The following is a 23,238-nucleotide window of genomic DNA, read 5'->3' as shown; positions in this document are numbered from 1 at the left end:
GCACCCGCCCACGCACCCCGCGGCCCCAAGTCGCTGCGCGCCCTCACCCCTCCGTCAGACCGGCCACCAACTCGTCGGCCGCCCGATAGGGGTCCAGCACCCCCTCCACGATCCGCTCCGCGAGAGCGCTGAGGCGGCGGTCTCCATGGAGGTCCCCGATCCGCTCCCGCAGCGCGGTCACCGCGATCGTCTCGACCTCGCGCGCGGCCCGGGCCCGCCGCCGCTCCGCGAGCACCCCGCGCTCCTCCATCCACGCCCGGTGCTTCTCCAGCGCCTCGACGACCTCGTCGACGCCCTCGCTCCGTGCCGCGACCGTCTTGACGATCGGCGGCCGCCAGTCCCCGGGGCCCCGCGTCTCCCCCAGCCCGAGCATGTGGTTCAGCTCGCGCGCGGTCGCGTCGGCGCCGTCGCGGTCGGCCTTGTTGACGACGTAGACGTCACCGATCTCCAGGATCCCGGCCTTGGCCGCCTGGATGCCGTCGCCCATGCCGGGCGCCAGCAGCACCACGGACGTGTCGGCCTGGGAGGCGATCTCCACCTCCGACTGGCCGACACCGACCGTCTCGACCAGCACCACGTCGCAGCCCGCCGCGTCGAGGACGCGGATCGCCTGCGGCGCTGCCCAGGCGAGGCCGCCGAGGTGGCCGCGGGTCGCCATGGAGCGGATGTAGACGCCGGGGTCGGAGGCGTGCTCCGACATCCGGACGCGGTCGCCGAGCAGCGCGCCCCCGGAGAACGGCGAGGACGGGTCCACCGCCAGGACGCCGACCCGCTTGCCGGCCTTCCGGTACGCGGTGACCAGCGCCGACGTGGACGTGGACTTGCCCACGCCGGGCGATCCGGTCAGACCGACGACGTACGCCCCGCCGGTCAGCGGGGCCAGCGCCGCCATCACCTCGCGCAGTTGCGGGGACGCCCCCTCCACCAGGGAGATCAGCCGGGCGACGGCACGCGGCCGCCCTTCCCTGGCCTGGGCCACCAGCGTGGGGACGTCCTGCATCACAGCTCCGTTCCGAACAGCCACGTACACCTGGGAGGGGAAGGCCTCAGGCCTTGGGTACCCGCACGATCAGCGCGTCACCCTGACCGCCGCCGCCGCACAGCGCGGCCGCGCCCACACCGCCGCCGCGCCGCCTCAGCTCCAGCGCGAGGTGGAGGACGAGACGGGCGCCGGACATGCCGATCGGGTGGCCGAGGGCGATGGCACCGCCGTTGACATTCACCTTTTCCGGGGACACCCCGAGGTCCTTCATTGACTGTACGGCGACCGCCGCGAAGGCCTCGTTGATCTCGATGAGGTCGAGGTCCGCCACGTCCAGGCCGTCCTTCTTCAGGGCGTGCTGGATCGCGTTGGACGGCTGCGACTGCAGCGAGTTGTCCGGTCCCGCGACGTTCCCGTGGGCGCCGATCTCGGCGAGCCACTGGAGGCCCAGCTCCTCGGCCTTCTCCTTGCTCATCACGACCACGGCGGCGGCACCGTCGGAGATCTGCGAGGCGGAGCCCGCGGTGATCGTGCCGTCCTTGGCGAAGGCCGGGCGCAGCTTGCCCAGCGACTCCGTGGTGGTCTCGCCCCGGATGCCCTCGTCCTGGCTGAAGACGACCGGCTCGCCCTTGCGCTGCGGGATCTCCACGGGGGTGATCTCCGCGTCGAAGACGCCGTTCTTCTGCGCGGCGGCCGCCCGCTGGTGGGACAGGGCGGAGAACTCGTCCTGCTCCGGGCGGAGGATGCCGAGGCGGGTGTTGTGCTTCTCGGTGGACTCGCCCATGGCGATGCCCTCGAAGGAGTCCGTCAGCCCGTCGTACGCCATCGCGTCGAGCATCTGGATCGCCCCGTACTTGTAGCCCTCACGGGACTTCGGCAGCAGGTGCGGGGCGTTGGTCATGGACTCCTGGCCGCCGGCGACGACCACGTCGAACTCGCCGGCGCGGATCAGCTGGTCGGCGAGCGCGATGGCGTCCAGACCCGACAGACACACCTTGTTGATCGTGAGGGCGGGCACGCTCATCGGGATGCCCGCCTTGACCGCGGCCTGGCGCGCCGGGATCTGCCCTGCCCCGGCCTGGAGCACCTGGCCCATGATCACGTACTGCACCTGGTCGCCACCGATCCCCGCACGGTCGAGGGCGGCCTTGATCGCGAAGCCACCGAGGTCGGCTCCGGAGAAGGACTTCAGCGAACCGAGCAACCGCCCCATGGGCGTACGCGCGCCCGCGACGATCACCGAGGTCCTGCCGTTCGTTCCAGTCATGAGGTGCGATCCCCTTCCAGCCTGTACGGCCGAGGAGTGAACGAGGGTTTACTTCGAATGTACTGAGTGGCACTCCGTGCCGTCACCCGGCGGTGAGTGTGATCGCTGGCACGTTGCGTAACCGCTCGATGCGCGCTGCACTGACACCATGCTGACGCGAATCGACCACATCGGGATCGCCTGTTTCGACCTCGACAAGACCGTCGAGTTCTACCGTGCCACCTACGGCTTCGAGGTGTTCCACTCCGAGGTCAACGAGGAGCAGGGCGTGCGCGAGGCCATGCTCAAGATCAACAGCACGGACGACGGCGGCGCCTCCTACCTGCAGCTCCTGGAGCCGACCCGCGAGGACTCCACCGTCGCCAAGTGGCTGGCGAAGAACGGCGAGGGGGTGCACCACATCGCCTTCGGTACGGCGGATGTGGACGCCGACGCCGCCTCGATCAAGGACAAGGGCGTACGCGTCCTGTACGAGGAGCCGCGACGCGGTTCCATGGGGTCACGGATCACGTTCCTGCACCCGAAGGATTGTCATGGAGTACTGACAGAACTGGTCACTTCGGCGCCAGTTGAGTCACCTGAGCACTGACCCCCGTACATATGGGCCGGTAGGGTTGGGGGCGGCCGTCCCCTTCACCGGGCGACGGCCCGGGTCCTGCCGCCTTCCGACGACGGGACTCATGGGCCGGGGTCCAGGTTTCGGGGGACGAGGGTGAGGGCGGTAGCCCGTGCTCCGCCGTTGATCTGACACCATTCCCCGGGGGCCCCGTTCGCCGGTTGGACGGAGCTCGTTTGCCAGAGGTTGCGACCAGGGGACGGATGGGACCGCGCAGTGCGGGGCTACGAACGCCAGGAGCGAGAGCCGGCGGCTGACGTCGACCACCTCTCTCGGTTCGAGGCCGAGATGGAGCGGCTGAAGACCGAGCGGGAAAAGGCGATCCAGCACGCCGAGGACCTCGGCTACCAGGTCGAGGTGCTGCGCGCCAAGCTGCACGAGGCGCGCCGCACCCTCATGTCCCGGCCCGCCTACGACGGCGCCGACCTCGGGTACCAGGCGGAGCAGATGCTGCGCCAGGCCCAGATGCAGGCCGACCAGCTGCGCGCCGACGCCGAGCGCGAGCTGAGCCAGGCCCGGGCGCAGACCCAGCGGATCCTCCAGGAGCACGCCGAGCAGGCCGCGCGCCTCCAGGCGGAGCTGCACCAGGAGGCGGTCACCCGCCGCCAGCAGCTCGACCAGGAGCTGTCCGAGCGCCGCCAGACCGTCGAGTCCCACGTCAACGAGAACGTGGCGTGGGCCGAGCAGCTGCGGGCCCGCTCCGAGCAGCAGGCCCGCCGGCTCGTCGACGAGTCCCGCGCCGAGGCCGAGCAGGCGCTGGCCGCCGCCCGCGCCGAGGCCGAGCGGCTCATCAACGAGGCCCGCCAGCGCCTCCAGAGCGACTCCGAGGCCGCCCGCTCGGAGGCCGACCAGATCCTGCGCCGCGCCCGCGCCGAGGCCGAGCGGCTGCTGAACGCGGCGTCCACGCAGGCCCAGGAGGCCACCGAGCACGCCGAGCAGCTGCGCTCCTCCTCCGCCACCGAGTCGGACAGCGCCCGCCGCCAGGCCGCCGAGCTGAGCCGGGCCGCCGAGCAGCGCATGGCGGAGGCCGAGACGGCGCTGCGCGAGGCGCGGGCCGAGGCGGAGAAGCTGGTCACCGAGGCCAAGGAGAACGCGGCCAAGGCCCTCTCCACCGCCGAGTCGACCAACGAGCAGCGCACCCGTACGGCCAAGGAGCAGGTCGCCCGGCTGGTCGAGGAGGCCACGAAGGACGCCGAGGCCACCAAGGCGGCCGCCGAGGAAGCCGTCGCGGACGCCAAGGCCGAGGCGGAGAAGCTGCTCGCCGAGGCGGCCGAGAAGGCCCGCTCGCTCACCGCGGAGGAGTCCGCCTCCCAGCTCGCCAAGACGGCGAAGACCGCCGAGGACGTGCTGAACAAGGCGTCCGAGGACGCCCGCAGGACCACCAAGGCCGCCGCCGAGGAGGCCGACCGGATCCGCAAGGAGGCCGAGGCCGAGGCGGACCGGCTGCGGGCCGAGGCGCACGACCTCGCCGAGGAGCTCAAGGGCGCGGCGAAGGACGACACCAAGGAGTACCGCGCCAAGACCGTCGAGCTGCAGGAGGAGGCGCGCCGGCTGCGCGGCGAGGCCGAGCAGCTTCGGGCCGACGCGGTCGCGGAGGGCGAGCGGATCCGGTCCGAGGCCCGCCGTGAGGCCGTCCAGCAGATCGAGGAGGCGGCCAAGACCGCCGAGGAGCTGCTCGCCAAGGCGAAGGCGGACGCGGACGAGCTGCGGCAGACGGCCACCGCGGACAGCGAGAAGGTCCGCACCGAGGCCATCGAGCGCGCCTCGGCGCTGCGCCGCCAGGCCGAGGAGACGCTGGAGCGCACCCGCAAGGAGGCCGAGCGGCACCGCGCCGAGGCCGAGGAGCAGTCCGAGGAGCTGAAGGCCGACGCCGAGCGCGCCGTCCGTGAGCTGCGCGAGGAGGCCGAGCGGGGCATCGCGACCCGTGAGGCGGAGGCCGCCGAGGGGCTGGCCCGGTTGCACACGGACGCCGAGCAGCGGCTCACCTCCGCCGAGGAGGCGCTCACCGACGCCCGCGCCGAGGCCGAGCGGATCCGCCGCGAGGCCGCCGAGGAGGCCGACCGGCTGCGCACCGAGGCCGCCGAGCGCATCCGTACGCTCCAGGCGCAGGCCGAGGCCGAGGCCGAGCGGCTGCGGGACGAGGCCGCATCGGACGCGTCCGCGTCGCGGGCCGAGGGCGAGGCCGTCGCCGTACGTCTGCGGTCGGAGGCCGCGGCCGAGGCGGAGCGGCTGAAGTCGGAGGCGCAGGACACCGCGGACCGGGTACGGGCCGAGGCGCAGGCCGCCGCCGAGCGGCTCGCCGCGGAGGCGTCGGAGACGCTGGCCGCCGCGCAGGAGGAGGCCGCCCGGCGCCGCCGCGAGGCCGAGGAACTGCTCGGCGCCGCCCGCCAGGAGGCGGACCAGGAGCGTCGGCGGGCCCGCGAGCAGAGCGAGGAGCTGCTGGCCTCGGCGCGCAAGCGCGTGGAGGAGGCCGAGACCGAGGCCGTACGGCTGGTCGAGGAGGCCGAGCGGCGGGCCACGGAGATGGTGTCGGCCGCCGAGCAGCACGCCCAGCAGGTGCGGGACTCCGTCGCCGGGCTGCACGAGCAGGCCCAGGAGGAGATCGCCGGGCTGCGCAACGCGGCGGAGCACGCGGCGGACCGTACGCGCCGGGAGGCCGAGGAGGAGGCGGACCGGGTCCGCGCCGACGCCTACGCGGAGCGGGAGCGGGCCACCGACGACGCCAACCGGGTGCGCCGTGAGGCCCGTGAGGAGACGGACGCGGCGAAGTCGCTCGCGGAGCGCACGGTCGCGGAGGCGATCGCCGAGGCGGAGCGGGTCCGTTCGGAGGCGTCCGAGCACGCCCAGCGGGTCCGTACGGAGGCCTCGGACACCATCGCGCGAGCCGACCAGGACGCCACGCGTACCCGTGCCGAGGCCCGTGAGGACGCCAACCGCATCCGGTCGGACGCGGCGACGCAGGCCGACACCCTCATCACCGAGGTGACCGCCGAGGCGGAGCGGCTGACGCGGGAGACCAACGAGGAGGCCGAGCGGGTCCGGGCGGAGTCCGTCGCCCAGGCCGAGCAGCTGATCTCCGAGGCGACCGACGACGCGGAGCGGCTGCGGGCCGAGGCCGCCGAGACGGTCGGTTCCGCGCGGCAGCACGCCGAGCGTGTCCGGCACGAGGCCGAGCGGGTCAGGTCCGAGGCGGAGGCGGAGGCCGAGCGGCTCACGTCGGCCGCCCGCGAGGAGGCCGACCGCACGCTCGACGAGGCCCGCAAGGACGCCAACAAGCGGCGCTCGGAGGCCGCCGAGCAGGTCGACACGCTCATCACGGAGACCGCGGCGGAGGCCGACAAGCTGCTCGCGGAGGCGCAGAAGCAGGCGCTGAAGACCACCGCGGACGCCGAGGCGCAGGCCGACTCCATGGTGGGCGCGGCCCGCACGGAGGCCGACCGGCTGATCTCCACGGCGACCGTGGAGGGCAACACCACGGTGGAGAGGGCCCGCCAGGACGCCGACGAGCTGCTCGTCGGCGCGCGCCGGGACGCGACCGCCATAAGGGAGCGGGCGGAGGAACTGCGCGAGCGGATCACCTCGGAGATCGAGGCGCTGCACGAGCGGGCCCGCCGTGAGTCGGCCGAGACGATGAAATCCGCCGGCGACCGTTGCGACGCGCTGATCAAGGCCGCCGAGGAGCAGTTGGAGAAGGCTCAGGCGAAGGCCAAGGAGCTCGTTTCCGAGGCGAACTCCGAGGCGGGCAAGGTGCGTATCGCCGCCGTGAAGAAGGCCGAGGGTCTTCTGAAGGAGGCGGAGCAGAAGAAGTCCACGCTCATCCGTGAGGCCGAGGAACTGAAGGCCGAGGCGATCCGCGAGGCCCGCCGTACGGTCGAGGAGGGCAAGCGGGAACTCGAGGTGCTTGTCCGGCGCCGCGAGGACATCAATGCGGAGATCTCCCGTGTCCAGGACGTGCTGGAGGCGTTGGAGTCTTTTGAGGCCCCGTCGGGCGGCAAGGACGGTGGAGTCAAGGCGGGTGCCGCGGCGGGTGCTACCCGATCGGGTGGCAAGCCGTCAGACGGCTAGCGGAGTCGGGCTGTTGCGGGTATGGTCCCGCGCCGCCCGGCCCACCAGACACCCATTTGTGTTCTTCCTGTGCTTGCCAGGGCCTTGATGCAAAGTTTCTGGCAAGTATTCCGATGGTCGGCCACTCAAAAGGGGTGTCATTCTCCAGATCAAACGTGCATCCGCTCGATGACACGCCGCTTCGCCCCCTAGGATTCCCCTATCACCTCACCGGTCTCATTCGACAGGAACCCCATGAGCGACACTTCCCCCTACGGCTTCGAGCTTGTGCGGCGTGGATACGACCGCGCTCAGGTGGACGAACGTATCTCCAAGCTCGTCTCCGACCGTGACTCCGCTCTCGCCCGCATCACCGCCCTCGAGAAGCGCATCGAGGAGCTCCACCTCGAGACGCAGAACGCCCAGGCCGCGGTCACCGACGCCGAGCCGTCCTACGCCGGTCTCGGCGCCCGCGTCGAGAAGATCCTCCGCCTCGCCGAGGAGGAGGCGAAGGACCTGCGGGAGGAGGCCCGTCGCGCTTCGGAGCAGCACCGGGAGCTCGCCGAGTCGGCGGCCCAGCAGGTGCGCAACGACGCCGAGTCGTTCGCCGCGGACCGCAAGGCCAAGGCGGAGGACGAGGGTGTCCGGATCGTCGAGAAGGCCAAGAGCGACGCCTCGCAGCTGCGCCAGGAGGCGCAGAAGGACGCGCAGTCCAAGCGCGAGGAGGCGGACGCCCTCTTCGAGGAGACCCGCGCCAAGGCCGCGCAGGCCGCCGCCGACTTCGAGACGAACCTCGCCAAGCGGCGTGAGCAGTCCGAGCGTGACCTGGCCTCGCGGCAGCAGAAGGCCGAGAAGCGCCTCGCGGAGATCGAGCACCGCGCGGAGCAGCTCCGTCTGGAGGCGGAGAAGCTGCGCACCGACGCCGAGCGCCGCGCCCGCCAGACAGTGGAGACCGCGCAGCGTCAGGCCGAGGACATCGTCGCGGACGCGAACGCCAAGGCCGACCGGATCCGTTCGGAATCCGAGCGCGAGCTGGCGGCGCTCACCAACCGCCGCGACTCCATCAACGCCCAGCTGACGAACGTGCGCGAGATGCTGGCGACGCTCACGGGTGCGGCCGTCGCCGCGGCGGGCACGCCGGCGACCGACGACGAGCCGATCTCCCGGGGTGTTCCGGCGCAGCAGACCCGGTAACACCGCTGTGTGACGGCGTCGGCCGTGGGTTCTTGAGGGCTCGCATCCCCTTCGGGGGTGCGAGCCCTTCGGTGTGCGGGGGTGTCGGGCGCGGGGTGCCCCGGTGGCAGGTGCAAGCGTCCGGTGGCGGGTGCAAGCGTCCGGTGGCAGGTGCCCCGGGCCCGTTCTAGCGTGGCCGCATGATCGAGCTCGAGGGGCTGACCAAGCGGTACGGGGAGAAGGTGGCCGTCAACAACCTCTCCTTCGCGGTCAGGCCCGGCATGGTGACGGGCTTTCTCGGGCCGAACGGCGCGGGGAAGTCGACGACGATGCGGATGATCCTCGGACTCGACCGGCCGACCGCGGGGGACGTACGGATCGACGGCACGCACTACGACCGGCTCAAGGACCCGCTGACGTACATCGGCGCGCTGCTCGACGCCAAGGCCGTGCACGGCGGGCGGAGCGCGTTCAACCATCTGCTGTGCCTCGCGCAGAGCAACGGGATCCCCCGGGCGCGGGTGCACGAGGTGCTGGACACAGTGGGGCTCACCCCGGTCGCCCGGAAGAAGGCGAAGGGCTTCTCCCTCGGCATGGGGCAGCGGCTCGGCATCGCGGGCGCCCTCCTCGGCGACCCGCGGATCCTGATGTTCGACGAGCCGGTCAACGGACTCGACCCCGAGGGCATCCACTGGATCCGCACCCTGATGAAGTCGCTGGCCGCCCAGGGCCGGACGGTGTTCGTGTCATCCCACCTGATGAGCGAGATGGCCCTGACCGCCGACCACCTGGTCGTGATCGGGCAGGGGCGGCTGCTCGCCGACACCTCCATGGCCGACTTCATCCAGCGGAACTCACGCGCGTACGTGCGCGTCCGCACCCCGCAGCCCGAGCAGTTGTCCGATGTGCTGGCGGCGGCCGGGATCACCGTCGTGCGGACGGGTGACGGCGCGTTCGAGGTGGACGGCGGCAAGGCCGAGCACATCGGGGAGCTGGCGGCCCGGCACCAGGTCGTCCTGCACGAGCTGAGCCCGCAGCAGGCCTCGCTGGAGGAGGCGTTCATGCGGCTGACGGCCGAGTCGGTGGAGTACCACGCCCACTCCGGGACCGGGGACGCTCCCGCGGCCCGGGCGTGGGGCGAGGACTGGACGGGAGAGGGCTGAGCATGGCCGCCGCACAGGTCGTACGGTCGGAGTGGACCAAGATCCGGTCGGTGGCGTCCACGGTGTGGACACTGTCCCTCGCGGTGGTCGTCACCGTCGCGCTCGGCATCCTCATCTCGCTGCTGTCCCGGCACGAGTTCGACAACCTGAGCCGTGCGGAGCGGCTCTCCTTCGATCCGACGTTCGTGAGCTTCGCGGGGATGAGCCTCGGCCAGCTGGCGATGATCGTGTTCGGGGTGCTGGTGGTGTCGAACGAGTACAGCACCGGGATGATCCGCACCTCTCTCGCGGCGGTGCCGCAGCGGGGCACCTTCCTCTTCAGCAAACTGGCGGTGGCGACCGCACTCGCGTTCGGAGTGGGACTCGCGACCAGCTTTGTGACGTTCTTCCTCGGACAGGCGATGCTCGGGGAGCACCGGGCCGCCCTCGGTGATCCGGGCGTGCTGCGCGCGGTCGTCGGCGGCGGGCTCTACATGACGCTGATCGCGGTGTTCTCCATGGGGGTCGCGGCGATGCTCCGCGGCCCAATGCTGTCGCTCGGCATCCTGATGCCGTTCTTCTTCCTGATCTCCAACATCCTGGGCAACGTCGGCGCCACCGAGAAGGTCGGCCGCTATCTGCCCGACCAGGCCGGCAGCAGCATCATGCGCGTGGTCACCCCGGTGGACGACGACACCCCGTACGGGCCTTGGGGCGGCCTCGGGATCATGGCGCTGTGGGTGCTGGCGGCGCTGCTCGGCGGGTTCCTGTCGCTGAAGAAGCGCGACGCGTGACCGAGGTCTGACCAGGCGATACGTACATGCCAAGTCGGCGACCCCGTGACCTGCGCGGTTTTACTTACTCTTGAGCGGAACCGTCAAGGCCCGGATAAGCTCCTAACCCTTACGGGGGCGTGCGCCCCGACGTCCTGAGACGAGACGTCCTGAACCGTTCGATGGGTGCGGAGCATGATCGAGGCAGTCGGCCTGACTAAGCGCTATGGCGCGAAGACAGCCGTGTACAACCTTTCCTTCCAGGTGCGGCCGGGGGCCGTCACCGGCTTCCTGGGGCCCAACGGCTCCGGCAAGTCGACGACGATGCGCATGATCCTCGGCCTGGACAACCCCACCTCCGGGCAGGTGACGATCGGCGGCTACCCGTACCGCAAGCTGCCGAACGCCGCCCGCCAGGTCGGTGCCCTGCTCGACGCCAAGGCGGTGCACGGCGGCCGGTCCGCCCGCAGCCACCTGCTGTCCCTGGCCCAGCTGTCGGGCATCCCGGCCCGCCGGGTGGACGAGGTGCTCGGCGTGGTCGGCCTCCAGGACGTGGCCAAGAAGCGCTCCAAGGGCTTCTCCCTCGGCATGGGCCAGCGGCTCGGCATCGCCGCCGCCCTGCTCGGCGACCCCCAGGTGCTGCTCTTCGACGAGCCGGTCAACGGCCTCGACCCCGAGGGCATCCTCTGGGTGCGCAACCTGATGAAGGCGCTCGCCGCGGAGGGCCGTACGGTCTTCGTGTCCTCGCACCTGATGAGCGAGATGGCCCTGACCGCCGACCACCTGATCGTGATCGGGCGCGGCCAGCTGCTCTCCGACATGAGCGTCAAGGACTTCATCTCGGCGAACTCCGCCGACTTCGCGCGGGTCCGGACCCCGGACACCGAGCCGCAGCTGCGCGAGAAGCTGACGTCCGCGCTGACCGGGGCGGGCGGCCAGGTGCTGCCCGAGCAGGACGGCGCGCTGCGGGTCATGGGTCTGCCGCTGCCCCGCATCAGCGACCTCGCGCACGACGTCGACGTACGACTGTGGGAACTGTCCCCGCACCAGGCGTCGCTGGAGGAGGCGTACATGCGGATGACGCAGGGCGCCGTCGACTACCGCTCGACGATCGACCAGAAGGCCGGGCTCCAGCAGCCGCTGCCGCCCGGCGCGCAGCCGCCGATGCCGGTTCCGGGCCAGGGCCAGCCCGGCTGGTACGCGCCGCCGGCGCCGCCGCAACAGGGCGGCCAGCAGTTCGCGCCGCCGCAGGGCCAGCCGCCGGCCGGCCCGTACGGGGCTCCGGCGCCCGGCGCCGCGCCCGCTCCGGCTCCGGGCGCGCCGCAGCCGAACCCGTACGCCCAGGCCGCGCCCCAGGCCCCGGTCCAGCCGGTCGCCACGCCCGCCGCCCCTGCCGCGCCGGCCGCCGCGCCCGCGCCCGCCGCCGATCTGACCAAGTCCGAGGACGCCCGATGAGCACGCCCCAGCCGCAACTCGCCCCGCAGCAGCCGGCCGCCGCCCCCTGGCAGGGCGCGCCGGGCACGTCGTACACCTCGCCGATCCCGGTGGTGCGCACGCACCTCGGGCACGCGATCGTCTCCGAGTGGACGAAGATCAAGTCCGTGCGCTCGACGATGTGGACCCTGGGTGTCTTCGTCTTCCTCCTGCTCGGCCTCGGTCTGCTGTTCGCCGTCATCGCCGCGTCCGCGGACATGAACCTGGAGGGCGAGTCCCCCCTCGGGCTCGGCCTGTTCGGTGTGATGCTCGGCAGCGTCTGCCTCATCACGCTCGGCGTGCTGACCACCGCCTCCGAGTACGGCACCGGCATGATCCGGACCACGCTGACCGCGTGCCCGAGCCGCAGCCGGGTGCTGGCCGCCAAGGCGATCGTGTTCTTCGCGCTCGCCTTCACGATCACCCTGGTGACCACCTCGCTCGTCGCCTTCCTCCAGGTGGCGATCCTGGAGGGCAGCAACGCGGCGGACCCGAGCGGCGAGCAGTGGCTCAAGGCGACCGTCGGCGTGAGTCTGTTCCTCGCGCTGTTCGGCCTGCTGTCGCTGCTCATCGGCTCGCTGATCCGTCACTCGGCGGGCGCGATCACCATCATGCTGGGTGTGTTCCTCGCGCCGCTCGTCATCGCGATCTTCATGTTCGCGGAGTCGCTGCGGGACGTGCAGGAGTTCCTGCTCAACTACTCGATCCCGAGCCAGCTCGGCGTCTTCTACGGTGCCGAACTCGGCGCCTCCGCCCCGTCCGGCTGGGACCCGCTGTGGATCATGCTGGGCCTGGTGGCCGCCGCGTTCGCCGGCGCGTTCGCCGTGTTGGAGAAGCGGGACGTGTAACCGCCGGGCGGGCGCCCGGAGTCGGCGCTCAGAACCTCGGTGCGTTACGGGACCGCTGCACCCGCGTGGTGCGGCGGTCCTTAGCGTTCCAGCAGGCCTTGTGCCAGTGGCGCCGTTCGTCGACGCCCGAGTGCTCGGGCCAGGCGACGACGTGCGGGACCCCGGAGGGGATCATCTGGTCGCAGCCGGGGCACCGGTAGGTCTTGCCCGCCGTGCTCGCGCCCGCCACATGGCGCACGCTCCACTCCTCGCCCTGCCAGGGCTCACTGGACTGCCAGCCGCCGTACCGGTCCGCACGGTCCTCGTCGGCGCTCCGAGCCGACGGACCCGACCGGCCATCGCCCTTGGGACGGTTGCGACGCGGGGACACGGGACACCTCACGGGGCTATACAGGGAGCAGGGTTGGTGTCCAGCCTACGCGGGCCCGGTGGGGGTAGGCGTACGGCACCAATCACCTCAGAACGCCCTCCGCTCGCAGCATTCTGCAGACAATCGGCAAATCTCGCCGCCAGGCCGTGTCTTCGGCACGTGTCAGAGGGTTATGCCGGGTGGGGGAGCTCCCGAGTCGGAGCCGAGGAAGCAGGAAGTGCGATGCGTGTAGGAACATTTGTACTGGGAGCCCAGTTCCCCGGCCAGGGACAGGGAGAGGCTCTCCACCGGGCGGTACGGACCGCGGACGTGGCCGAGGAGGCGGGGCTGGACTCGGTCTGGCTGGCCGAGCACCACTTCGTGCCGTACGGGACGTGCCCGTCGGCGATCACCCTCGCCGCGCTACTGCTGGGGCGCACCCGGCGGATCCGCGTCGGCACGGCGGTCAGCGTGCTGCCCACCGTCCATCCCGTGGCCCTGGGCGAGCAGGCCGCCCTGCTGCACGTGACGTCCGGGGGACGCTTCTCGCTGGGTGTCGGACGCGGCGGGCCCTGGGTGGACCTGGAGGTCTTCGGCGCCGGACTGCACGCGTACGAGAAAGGGTTCCCGGAATCACTCGACCTGCTGCTGCGCTGGCTGCGGGAACCCTCGGTCTCCGCCGCGGGGGAACGATTCAGCTTCCGTGAGGTCCCCGTCGTGCCGAGGCCCTCGGAGGACCTGGACGAGACGCCCGGCCCCGAGGTCGTGGTCGCCTGCACCTCACCGGCGAGCGTACGACTGGCGGCCGAGCAGGGGCTCTCGATGCTCCTCGGGATGCACGTCGGGGACGAGGAGAAGGCGGAGATGGTGGCGATGTGGCGCAGCTGCGCCCGGGCCGCGGGCCGGTCACCGGAGGAGATCGCCGGCGCGGCCCATGTGTCGGCCGGCGTCTGCCAGATCGCGGACCGGCGCACCGACGCCGTGGAGGCGCTCACCAAGGCGATGCCGGGCTGGCTGAAGCAGGGCCTGGACGCCCATGTGACCGTCGACGGCCGCGTCCGCACCATGCGGGACCCGGTGGCGTACACCGAACTGCTCTGCGGGCTCCACCCGGTGGGGACGCCGCGACTGTGCGTGGACCGGCTCTCGGCGACGAGCGAGCGCACGGGCATCTCCCGCTTCGCCCTGCTCGTCGAGGGCTCCGGCGACCTGGTGGCGACGGAGGAGAACGTACGGCGACTCGGTGCCGAGGTGCTGCCTCACCTCGGCTGAGCCGTTCCGTGCCGTGCGGTGCCGTTTCGTGCAGTGCCGTGCGGTGTGGTGCGGTGTCGTGCCATGTCGTGCGGTGCCATGTCGTGCGGTGCCATGTCGTGCCGGGTAGCTTGCCGCCCCGCTCTACTGACGCACCTCCCCCGGTTGGAGCGGCAAGCCGTGCTGCCTCATCGCCTCAGCAGTCCCGGAGTTCCGGGGACTGGTTGAGGAGTTGGCCCCGGATCGAGGTGAAGCGGGCGAGCCTGTCGTCCACGGACGGGTCCTGCGGGAACACCGCCACCCGGTGGCAGTTCTGGAAGGCCAGCCGTACACCGAAGTGCCGCTGCAGGGCGCCGCGAATCGCGTCGCTGGCGAGCGCGCGCAGCAGCTGCCCGCGCGCCTGCTCGTCCGGCGGGGGCGTCTGGTTGTCGGCGAACTCTCCGCCTTCGACCTTCAGCTGGACCACCAGGGAGCTGATCATCTCCCACGCGTAGGGCAGGGAGGTCCGGACGCAGTCGACGAAGGCGGCTTCGTCGACCTCGCCTCGCTCGGCCTGTTCGAGTAGGGCCGGTGAGACGTCGAGCGACATGGGTACTCCTCTCGCACCCCCACTACAAAAGGGGTTGACGGACAGGGCCGGGGTTCGCGTTACCGAACACGCAGAGTGCATGGTTCGCGACCTCCCGTTTCTACGGTAAGCAACCGAACGTGACCGCACCAGGAGATTGCGCGCACCGACCCCACCCGAGACGCTCACAATCAGCCAATGCCGAACAGGAGTTGACAGCGGCACATGCCACGGGACGCCGGCGGCCCCTGCGCGGGCGCGGGGTCGTGTGACGGAGGGCGACGGGGGCCGGACAGGCTGGGGCGGAGGCGGGGTCGTCATGGCGGTCGAATCGCGCGCACCCACCGCCGTCGAGTAGCGTTGCCGACCATGCGTCTCGTCATTGCCCGCTGCTCCGTCGACTACGCGGGCCGGCTCACCGCCCACCTCCCCTCGGCCCCCCGTCTGATCCTGGTGAAGGCGGACGGCAGCGTCTCGATCCACGCGGACGACCGGGCCTACAAGCCCCTCAACTGGATGTCGCCGCCGTGCACCTTGAAGGAGGACGCGGGGGACCCGGACGGCACGCCTGCCGTCTGGACCGTCATCAACAAGGCGGGCGAGAAGCTCATCATCACCATGGAGGAGGTCCTCCACGACTCCTCGCACGAGTTGGGTGTCGACCCCGGTCTGATCAAGGACGGGGTGGAGGCGCACCTCCAGGAGCTGCTCGCCGACCGCATCGAGACCCTGGGCGAGGGCTACACCCTCATCCGCCGTGAGTACATGACGGCCATCGGCCCGGTGGACATCCTGTGCCGGGACGCCGCCGGCGCGACCGTCGCGGTGGAGATCAAGCGGCGCGGCGAGATCGACGGTGTCGAGCAACTCACCCGCTACCTGGAGCTGTTGAACCGCGACCCGCATCTGGCGCCGGTCCGCGGTGTCTTCGCCGCGCAGGAGATCAAGCCCCAGGCCCGGGTGCTGGCCACCGACCGGGGCATCGACTGCCAGGTCCTGGACTACGACGCCCTGCGCGGTATCGAGGACGACAAGCTGCGGCTGTTCTGAGCCATTTCACGACGAGGGGCCGGGTCCGCGGAACGGACCCGGCCCTTTCTCCGTGATTTGTTCTCCGTGACCTGGTGGTCGGAACGTCAGGCGGGGGCGCCGCCGGGTGTCTCGGGACCGCTCTCCGAGGCGCTCGCCGAGACGCTGTTGGACGGCGCGGTGCCGCCCGTGGTCCCGGCGGTCGTCCCGCCGTCGGCCCCGCCCGTCGTTCCGTCGGTGGTCGTCCCGCCGTCCGTGGTGCCCCCGGTGGTGCCGCCGTCCGCACCGCCCGTGGTGTCGCCGGTGGTGCCGCCGTCCGTACCACCGGTGGTTCCACCCGTGGTGGTCCCGCCGTCCGTCGTACCGCCGTCCGTACCGCCGGTGGTCCCGCCCGTGGTGGTCCCGCCGTCGGACGTACCGCCGTCCGCACCGCCCGTGTCGCCGCCGGTCGTCCCTCCGTTGCTCCCGCCGGTCGTCCCGCCGTCGGAGCCGCTGCCGGACCCGCCCGAGGAGCCGCCCCCGCTCGTGCCGCCGTCCGACGAACCGGACGACTCGGAGGGCGACGGCTTGCCGTCCTTCGACGGCTTCGCCGACTCGCTGGGCGTCGGGTCGTCAGCCGTGCCGTACGTCCCGTCCGGGCCGGGATCGCTCGGCTCGGGGAGCACTCCGGGGCCGTCGTCGCCCTCGCCCTGCTTGGCGCGGTCGGCGCCGAGGCCGCCGTCGTCGGCGCCCTCACTGGCGGAGGGGTTGACGCCGATCCGCTCGGCCGGGGTGTTGTTCTTGTCGGAGGTCGCGCCGAGGGTCACCACGGTGCCGAGCACGGCGGCGAGCAGGGCGCCCGCCCCCGCGGCCACCAGGTTGCGCCGGGCGCCGCCGACGAAGCTCTTGAGCACACCACCCTTGTGGGCGGGCGAGCCGCCACCCGTGCGCTGGACGAGGGTGGACTCCCCCGTCGACAGGGTCGGGCCGGCGGCCGTGCCGAAGGCGGCCGGGACGTATCCGGAGGGCACTCCGCCGGGCGGTGCGGCCGACTCCTCGTGCCGGGCGTCGGGCACCTCCTCCCCCGCCGCCGTGCGCCCGCCGGGCGGGGTCGCCCCGGAGCGGTCGGCGACCAGGGCGAGGGCCCTGCGGCCGGCGACGGTGCCGCGCTTGTCGGCGAGGATGCCGCGCAGCCCGATGGACGCCTCCAGCTCGGCGCGGGCCTCGTCGAGCCGGCCGCGGCACAGTGCGAGGACACCGAGCTCGTGGTGGAAGTACGCCTGCTCGCCGGCCTCCTCGGCGAGGCGGGCCGCCTCGACGCCCGCCCGGAGCGCCCGCTCCCAGGCGTTCCAGTGCAGGCCCGCGGCGAACGCGGGCGCCGCCTGCCGGGCGAGCCGCACGGCGACGCTTCCCTCCTCGTCCTCGGAGGGCGAGGTGAGCGGCACGAGGGCGGTGAGCGCGGCGAGCAGGGCGTCCGCCTCGGCGGAGACCCGCTCGGGGGTGACCGACGGGTGCCCGGCCCACCAGGCGTAGTGCTGGGCGGCGGTACGGGCCCTGTCCTCGGCTCCGTCGCCGTATCCGGCGGCCTCCAGCTGGGTCCGCACGCCCGCCGCGAGCCGGTAGCGGGCGCCGACCGGGGTGACCAGGGCGCACGCGACCAGTTCGCCGAGGGCGGCGTCGGCGTGGGTGTCGCCCACGAGAGCGGGCAGATGCGCCTGGTGCGGGACCTCGCCGCCGAGGACGACCGCGAACCGCAGGGTCTCGCGCGCCGACGCGCTCAGCCGGGAGGCGAGCAGCGCGGCGGGCGCGGCGCCCTCGGCGAGCGAGGGCAGCGGTACGTCGTGCCCGTCCTCGGCCGACTCGAAGGGCATGTCGGCCGGCGGCGCCTCCTGGAAGACCCCGAACTCGTCGACGGCGTCCTCGCCGGCCCGCTGCCGGTCCCGTTGCCGGAGCAACGCCCCGGCCTGGGCGAACCGCAGCGGCAGCCCCTCGGACTCGAACCAGAGGTCGCCCGCCCAGTTCGACTCGTCCTCGGTGAGGTCGCGTCCGACGGCGCGCTCCAGCAGCTCCTGGCTGCCCGCCCGGTCGAAGCCGCCGAGGACGATCTCCTCCAAGGGCGCGTCGGACGACGGCAGGGGCGTGTCGGGGGTGGCCGCGATCAGGAAGGCGCACTCGGGGGTCGCGTCGAGCAGGTCGTCCAGCTCGGCGCCGCCGAACTCCAGGTCGTCCAGGACCACGACCGCGCCGATCTCCCGCACGAGCGCGAGGAACTGCTCACGGCCGGGCCGGTGCGCGGGCGCGCTGTGCACGGTCGCGAACAGGGCGTGGAGCAGGTCGTCCGCGGTGCGCCGGAATCCGGAGAGCCGGACGACACCGTCGGGCGCGAGGTCGGCGCAGTCCCCGGCGACGGCGTCGAGGAGCGTGGTGCGGCCCGAGCCGGGGGCGCCGGTGAGACGGACGGAGCGGCCGCGCGCGAGCAGCCGTACCAGCCGTCCCCGCTCGTCGTCCCGCTGGAGCAGGGGCAGCTTGGGCAGGGCGGGGCCCGGAGGCACCGAGGGCCGGGCGGCGCGGTCGATCTCGGCGCGCTCGGCCGGGGCGTGCTTCTCGGGTCGGGCGGGCAGCTCGCCCGGCGGGCAGTTCTCTATCTCACTGCCGTCCACGGGGTTGACGGTGAGCAGGAAGTCGCCCGAGACCAGCTGGACGGTGCGGGCGAGCGCCGGGGCATGCCGGTCGAAGTCCTGGGACAGCGCCTCGCGGGGCGGGCGCCTGCCGGGTGCCTGTGCGTCGTCGTGGCCGTGCTCGTCGGATGCCCGGTTAGTCGGGTCCATAGGTTCTAGCCCCCCAAAAGCGTCTCGTGTGCTGGAGCCCCTCCCGGCCTTGCCGCACACCGCGCTGTCGCTTCTGGTCCGGAACCCGCTCGAGGGTTGCTGGCAGCGGGCAGCCGAACCCTAAACCTTCGCACAGTATCTCCGACAGTCCGGGGTACCGCGCCGCCCGAGACATCACAGTCTCGTGAGAATTGGGCGTGTGGTGCGTTTCGCCCCCATAGTCCGCACGGCCCCCGGGAGCAGGCATGACGACCGAGTGTCCCGTGTACACGCAGCCATACGTACGAAGCCGTACGTCTGTTCACACCCGGGGCAGTGACTCCAGGCCGATGCCGCCCTCGATCGCCAGGATGCGGTGCAGTCGCGTGGCCACCAGCAGCCGCTGCATCTGCGGCGGTACACCGCGCAGCACCAGCCGCCTTCCGCACCGTCCCGCCCGCCGGTGGGCTCCCATGATCACGCCGAGTCCGGTGGCGTCCCAGGAGTCCAGCTCTGACAGGTCGAGCACCAGGTCGCCGGCTCCGTCGTCGACGGCCGAGTGCAGGACCGTACGGGCGTCCGCCGCGCTGCGTACGTCGAGGCGGCCCCCGACGACCAGCTCGGCGTGGTCGCCCCTGATGTACATAAGCGCTCCCGTGAGTGCGTCTCGTACTCCGTGATCTGGGTGATGCAACGTCTGACGGCGTTTGACACCGTCAGGTTGCCGTCTGTGAGCGAACCGATACCGAATTCACCTCAAGGGGTGATGCCCTGGAGGCTCGTGCGTTCACCTGGGCGGCAAGTACCGCGCGTGACGCGCATGTCGGCGTCAGTGCTTGTAGAAGCCCTGCCCGCTCTTGCGGCCGATGTCACCGGCGTCCACCATCCGGCGCATCAGCTCCGGCGGGGCGAACTTCTCGTCCTGGGACTCGGTGTAGATGTTGCTGGTGGCGTGGAGCAGGATGTCGACGCCCGTCAGGTCGGCGGTGGCCAGCGGTCCCATCGCGTGGCCGAAGCCCAGCTTGCAGGCGAGGTCGATGTCCTCGGCGGTGGCGACGCCCGACTCGTACAGCTTCGCGGCCTCGACGACCAGCGCGGAGATCAGACGGGTCGTCACGAAGCCGGCGACGTCGCGGTTGACGACGATGCAGGTCTTGCCGACGGACTCGGCGAACTCCCGGGCGGTGGCGAGCGTCTCGTCGCTCGTCTTGTAGCCGCGGACCAGTTCGCAGAGCTGCATCATCGGGACGGGCGAGAAGAAGTGGGTGCCGACGACGCGCTCCGGGCGCTCCGTCACGGCCGCGATCTTGGTGATCGGGATGGCGGAGGTGTTGGAGGCGAGCACGGCGTCCTCGCGGACGACCTTGTCGAGCGTCCGGAAGATCTCGTGCTTCACTTCGAGCTTCTCGAAGACGGCCTCGACGACGATGTCCGCGTCGGCCGCCGCATCGAGGTCGGTGGTGGCGGTGATCCGCCCCAGCGCCGCCTCGGCGTCCTCGGCCGTCAACTTGCCCTTGCCGACGAACCTGTCGTACGAGGCGGTGATGCCGCCGATGCCACGGTCCAGCGCCTCGTCGGTGACGTCGCGCAGGACGACGTCCCAGCCCGCCTGCGCGGACACCTGGGCGATACCGGACCCCATGAGTCCGGCTCCGATGACGGCGAGCTTCCGTGCCACTGTGCGACTCCCCTGGTACGCGCTGTTGATGTATTGCCTCTCGGGCGGACACTAGCGGTCGTGAGGGGCTGTGTGACCGCTTAGTAATGCGAGTCACGTCTCAATGGACGGACATCACACCGGCAGCGCTCACGCGGAGGGGCGGACGGCGTAGTTGAGCACCGTGTCGCTCAACAGGCCCTCCATGTCGTCCAGGAGGAGAAGCACCTCTCGGGAGACTTCGTCCGGATTGTGCCCGGCGAGCATGCGACGGCCGATGACGGCCATCGTCGTCTGGTGGACCCAGTTGATCTGACCGGCGATCAGGGTCGGCGCGGAGTCGTCGGCCGGTGCGCCGGTCTCCTCACGGAGGACCTTCTCCAGGTTGTCCTGGATCTCCTGCTGGATGCTCCACAGCCTCGAGCGCAGCGCGGGCGCCTCGTGGATGACGCTCATGAAGCGGTCGTACCCCAGCATCAGGCCGACGTGCGGCGAGACGGCCTCGACCTCGGCGCGCAGCTCCCGCAGGACGGCCGCGACGGCCGACTCGCCCGGGCCGCGGCCGCGCACCCAGCGGCCGAGGCGCTCGACGATGCCCGCGCTGCGGTCGAAGAAGAGGTCCTCCTTGGAGGGGAAGTAGTTGTAGACGGTGTTCACCGAGACGTCGGCCGCGTCGGCCACGTCCGCCATCGTCACCGTCACGAAGCCGTGCTCCAGGAACAGGCCGGTGGCGATGTCCGAGATCCGCTGCCGCGTCTCGCGCTTCTTGCGCTCCCTGAGCCCCTCCGCCATGACCCCATCCTAGGCACCCTCTTGATCATTGGAGTCTCTGAAAAGTTGGGGCCATTGCAAAATTTAAGGGACTCTGTTTTTCTGGGGCCATGCCCATCATCAGTACGGCCGGTCTGGCCCGTACCTTCCAGACGAAGCGCGGCCCCGTGGAGGCCGTGCGCGGAATCGACCTCACCGTCCGCTCCGGCGAGATCCTCGGCTTCCTCGGCCCGAACGGCGCCGGGAAGACCACCACCCTGCGGATGCTCACGACCCTGCTGCCCCCGACCGGCGGCGCGGCCACGGTCGCGGGCCACGACCTGGTGGACGACCCGGCCGGGGTCCGCCGGGCCTGCGGCTATGTGGCGCAGTCGGGCGGGGTGGACCCGCAGATCACCGTGCGGGAGGAACTCGTCACCCAGGGGCGGCTCTACCGACTGACGAAGGAACAGGCCGTACGTCGGGCCGAGGAGTTGGCCCAGGACCTCGACCTGACGGAGCTGCTCGACCGCAAGTGCGCCGCGCTCTCCGGCGGCCAACGCCGCCGTCTCGACATCGCCATGGCGCTCACCCATCGACCGCGGGTGCTGTTCCTCGACGAACCGACGACGGGACTCGACCCCGGCAGCCGCGCCGACCTGTGGGACCTGGTGCGCAGGCTGCGCGACGAGCACGGCACCACGGTCTTCCTGACGACCCATTACCTCGACGAGGCGGACGCCCTCTCCGACCGGCTCGTCGTGGTCGACGACGGGCGGATCGTGGCCGACGGCACCCCGAGCGCGCTCAAGCTCCGCTACGCCGGGTCGATCGACGCCTCGCTCCAGGACGCCTTCCTCGCCATCACCGGCCGCGGTCCCGCCCCGGCCGACTCCGCACCCGTAGCCGTATAGGACTCCCCGATGCTTCTGCACGACACGGCGCTGGTCTTCGGGCGTTACGCGCGCCAGACCCTGCGCTCCCGTTTCGCGATGCTGTTCGGCGTGCTCATGCCGCTGCTGTACCTGCTCTTCTTCGGCCCGCTGCTCACCGGCCTCCCGCTCGGCTCGCGCGGCAGTTCCTGGCAGGTGCTCGTGCCGGGACTGCTGCTCCAGCTCAGCCTCTTCGGGGCCTCCTTCTCCGGCTTCATGATCATCCTGGAGAAGCAGTCCGGCGTGGTCGAACGGATGCGGGTCACCCCGGTGAGCCGACTGGCGCTGCTGCTGGGCCGGGTACTGCGGGACGCGGCGGTCTTCGTGTTCCAGGCGGTGCTGCTCGTCATCGCGGCCCTGTTCATGGGGTTGCGCGCTCCACTCGCCGGCATCCTCCTCGGCTTCGTCTTCGTGGCCCTGCTGACGGTCTCGCTCGCCTCGCTGTCGTACGCGCTCGCCATGAAGGCCCGCTCACAGCACGAGTTCGGTCCCGCGGTGAACGCCCTGACGATGCCGTCGATGCTCCTGTCGGGCCTGATGCTGCCGATGTCCCTGGCCCCCGGCTGGCTCGACCTCCTGTCGCGCTTCGTCCCGTTCCGCTATCTGGTGGACGCGATGCGGGACGCCTACGTCGGCCTCTACACGACCTCGTCCATGCTGTACGGCGTCCTCGCCGCGGTCGGTCTCACGACACTGGCCGTGACGGTGGGCACACGGGTCTTCCGGACGGCCGGGGCGTAACTACGCTGGCCACATGGTCAATCTGACGCGCATCTACACCAGGACCGGCGACAAGGGCACCACCAACCTCGGGGACATGAGCCGGGTGCCCAAGACCGACCTGCGGATCTCGGCGTACGCGGACGCCAACGAGGCGAACGCGGCGATCGGGACGGCGATCGCACTGGGCGGGCTGGACGGGGAGATCGTGGAGGTCCTCACCCGCGTGCAGAACGACCTCTTCGACGTCGGCGCCGACCTGTCCACGCCCGTGGTCGAGAACCCGCAGTTCCCGCCCCTGCGCGTGGAGCAGTTCTACGTCGACAAGCTGGAGGCCGACTGCGACCGCTTCAACGAGCGACTGGAGAAGCTGCGCTCGTTCATCCTGCCGGGCGGCACCCCCGGCGCGGCCCTCCTCCACCAGGCCTGCACGGTCGCCCGCCGCGCCGAACGCTCGACCTGGGCCGCCATGGAGGCCCACGGCGACACCATGAACCCCCTCACGGCGACCTACCTCAACCGGCTCTCCGACCTGCTGTTCATCCTGGCCAGGGCCGCCAACCAGGAAGTCGGGGACGTCCTGTGGGTACCGGGCGGCGAACGCTGAGCGCCTGACACCCCCGGAGCGGCGGGAAGGGGTCCTGCGGGAGTCCCGCACAGCACCCCCAGGGGCGCGGGGACCCGTGCGAACAACCGCGCGTACGGCCTCGCGCCCTCCGCCACCGCACCCCCTACCGCACCCCCGCCCGCTCCTTCTCCTCCGCGGTCTCCCTCTCGCCCTCCGGGGCCTTCTTCGGCCAGATCGTGTAGGCGAGGGCGACCAGCCCGTGGATCCCGGCCGCGCGGAGCGCCGCCCACTGGAACGACCTCAGCGACGC

The 23,238-nt window shown here is 71.7% G+C and carries 20 protein-coding genes; 12 read left to right on the top strand and 8 right to left on the bottom strand.

Going from position 1 to position 23,238, the window contains the following annotated elements:
- Positions 1–43 precede the first annotated feature (43 nt).
- Together meaB and AOK23_RS40205 are read right to left on the bottom strand one after the other, a co-directional pair.
- Complete coding sequence (gene meaB, locus AOK23_RS40210; protein WP_055717370.1) at positions 44–1,000, bottom strand: methylmalonyl Co-A mutase-associated GTPase MeaB; 957 nt, start codon at positions 998–1,000, stop codon at positions 44–46.
- Positions 1,001–1,046: 46 nt separating this feature from the next.
- Entirely contained in the window at positions 1,047–2,249 is a 1,203-nt protein-coding gene (locus AOK23_RS40205) for an acetyl-CoA C-acetyltransferase (protein ID WP_079049978.1), read from the bottom strand.
- Between the two features lie 148 nt (positions 2,250–2,397).
- Between AOK23_RS40205 and mce the strand changes: the two genes are divergently transcribed.
- The 7 genes from mce to AOK23_RS40170 all read left to right on the top strand — a co-directional run bounded on the left by mce (position 2,398) and on the right by AOK23_RS40170 (position 12,318).
- Complete coding sequence (gene mce / locus AOK23_RS40200) at positions 2,398–2,838, top strand: methylmalonyl-CoA epimerase (protein WP_055717368.1); 441 nt, start codon at positions 2,398–2,400, stop codon at positions 2,836–2,838.
- Between the two features lie 243 nt (positions 2,839–3,081).
- Entirely contained in the window at positions 3,082–6,930 is a 3,849-nt protein-coding gene (scy, locus tag AOK23_RS40195; protein WP_055717367.1) for a polarized growth protein Scy, read from the top strand.
- Positions 6,931–7,164: 234 nt separating this feature from the next.
- On the top strand, positions 7,165–8,103 hold the full coding sequence (locus tag AOK23_RS40190; protein ID WP_055717366.1) for a coiled-coil domain-containing protein: 939 nt from the start codon (positions 7,165–7,167) through the stop codon (positions 8,101–8,103).
- A gap of 179 nt (positions 8,104–8,282) precedes the next feature.
- Positions 8,283–9,245 carry an ABC transporter ATP-binding protein gene (locus AOK23_RS40185; RefSeq protein WP_055717365.1) on the top strand — a complete coding sequence of 321 codons (963 nt, stop codon included), beginning with the start codon at positions 8,283–8,285 and terminating at the stop codon, positions 9,243–9,245.
- A 2-nt stretch (positions 9,246–9,247) separates the two neighbouring features.
- Positions 9,248–10,018 carry an ABC transporter permease gene (locus AOK23_RS40180; RefSeq protein WP_055717364.1) on the top strand — a complete coding sequence of 257 codons (771 nt, stop codon included), beginning with the start codon at positions 9,248–9,250 and terminating at the stop codon, positions 10,016–10,018.
- Between the two features lie 174 nt (positions 10,019–10,192).
- Positions 10,193–11,452 (top strand): ABC transporter ATP-binding protein, encoded by a 1,260-nt coding sequence (locus tag AOK23_RS40175; protein WP_055717363.1) that lies wholly within the window; start codon positions 10,193–10,195, stop codon positions 11,450–11,452.
- Complete coding sequence (locus AOK23_RS40170; protein WP_055717362.1) at positions 11,449–12,318, top strand: ABC transporter permease subunit; 870 nt, start codon at positions 11,449–11,451, stop codon at positions 12,316–12,318. The genes AOK23_RS40175 and AOK23_RS40170 overlap by 4 nt, the downstream gene beginning before the upstream one ends.
- A 28-nt stretch (positions 12,319–12,346) precedes the next feature.
- Here AOK23_RS40170 and AOK23_RS40165 read toward each other — a convergent pair whose 3' ends face one another.
- A complete protein-coding gene (locus AOK23_RS40165; protein ID WP_055717361.1) occupies positions 12,347–12,688 on the bottom strand; it encodes a hypothetical protein in 342 nt (113 codons plus the stop codon).
- Between the two features lie 222 nt (positions 12,689–12,910).
- On the opposite strand from AOK23_RS40165, the gene AOK23_RS40160 reads away from it, so the two are divergent.
- The gene (locus AOK23_RS40160; RefSeq protein ID WP_055717360.1) at positions 12,911–13,939 is read left to right on the top strand and encodes an LLM class flavin-dependent oxidoreductase; all 1,029 of its coding nucleotides are present in this window, start codon (positions 12,911–12,913) and stop codon (positions 13,937–13,939) included.
- 175 nt (positions 13,940–14,114) lie between these two features.
- On the opposite strand, the gene AOK23_RS40155 is transcribed toward AOK23_RS40160, so the two are convergent.
- Positions 14,115–14,507, bottom strand: coding sequence for an SCO5389 family protein (locus AOK23_RS40155; RefSeq protein WP_055717359.1), 393 nt, complete (start codon positions 14,505–14,507; stop codon positions 14,115–14,117).
- 348 nt (positions 14,508–14,855) lie between these two features.
- Here AOK23_RS40155 and nucS point away from each other — a divergent pair, with 348 nt between their 5' ends.
- On the top strand, positions 14,856–15,536 hold the full coding sequence (nucS, locus tag AOK23_RS40150) for an endonuclease NucS (RefSeq protein ID WP_055717358.1): 681 nt from the start codon (positions 14,856–14,858) through the stop codon (positions 15,534–15,536).
- Positions 15,537–15,622: 86 nt separating this feature from the next.
- On the opposite strand, the gene AOK23_RS40145 is transcribed toward nucS, so the two are convergent.
- The 4 genes from AOK23_RS40145 to AOK23_RS40130 form a co-directional block, all read right to left on the bottom strand.
- A complete protein-coding gene (locus AOK23_RS40145; protein WP_055717357.1) occupies positions 15,623–18,322 on the bottom strand; it encodes an ATP-binding protein in 2,700 nt (899 codons plus the stop codon).
- Positions 18,323–18,623: 301 nt separating this feature from the next.
- Positions 18,624–18,947 carry an STAS domain-containing protein gene (locus tag AOK23_RS40140; protein ID WP_009297239.1) on the bottom strand — a complete coding sequence of 108 codons (324 nt, stop codon included), beginning with the start codon at positions 18,945–18,947 and terminating at the stop codon, positions 18,624–18,626.
- A 183-nt stretch (positions 18,948–19,130) separates the two neighbouring features.
- The gene (locus tag AOK23_RS40135; protein WP_055717356.1) at positions 19,131–19,979 is read right to left on the bottom strand and encodes a 3-hydroxyacyl-CoA dehydrogenase family protein; all 849 of its coding nucleotides are present in this window, start codon (positions 19,977–19,979) and stop codon (positions 19,131–19,133) included.
- A gap of 129 nt (positions 19,980–20,108) precedes the next feature.
- A complete protein-coding gene (locus tag AOK23_RS40130; RefSeq protein ID WP_055717355.1) occupies positions 20,109–20,750 on the bottom strand; it encodes a TetR/AcrR family transcriptional regulator in 642 nt (213 codons plus the stop codon).
- An 89-nt stretch (positions 20,751–20,839) separates the two neighbouring features.
- Between AOK23_RS40130 and AOK23_RS40125 the strand changes: the two genes are divergently transcribed.
- The 3 genes from AOK23_RS40125 to AOK23_RS40115 are packed head-to-tail and all read left to right on the top strand — an operon-like array spanning position 20,840 to position 22,967.
- The gene (locus AOK23_RS40125) at positions 20,840–21,622 is read left to right on the top strand and encodes an ABC transporter ATP-binding protein (protein ID WP_055717354.1); all 783 of its coding nucleotides are present in this window, start codon (positions 20,840–20,842) and stop codon (positions 21,620–21,622) included.
- Positions 21,623–21,631: 9 nt separating this feature from the next.
- Positions 21,632–22,381 carry an ABC transporter permease gene (locus AOK23_RS40120; protein ID WP_055717353.1) on the top strand — a complete coding sequence of 250 codons (750 nt, stop codon included), beginning with the start codon at positions 21,632–21,634 and terminating at the stop codon, positions 22,379–22,381.
- A 13-nt stretch (positions 22,382–22,394) separates the two neighbouring features.
- Positions 22,395–22,967, top strand: coding sequence for a cob(I)yrinic acid a,c-diamide adenosyltransferase (locus AOK23_RS40115; protein WP_055541031.1), 573 nt, complete (start codon positions 22,395–22,397; stop codon positions 22,965–22,967).
- The last annotated feature ends 271 nt before the right edge of the window (positions 22,968–23,238 follow it).

The organism is Streptomyces torulosus (assembly GCF_001419765.1).
Taxonomy (GTDB): domain Bacteria; phylum Actinomycetota; class Actinomycetes; order Streptomycetales; family Streptomycetaceae; genus Streptomyces; species Streptomyces torulosus.
The sequence above is the reverse complement of the archived record's forward strand: the minus strand, read 5'-3'. Positions and strand labels throughout refer to the sequence as shown.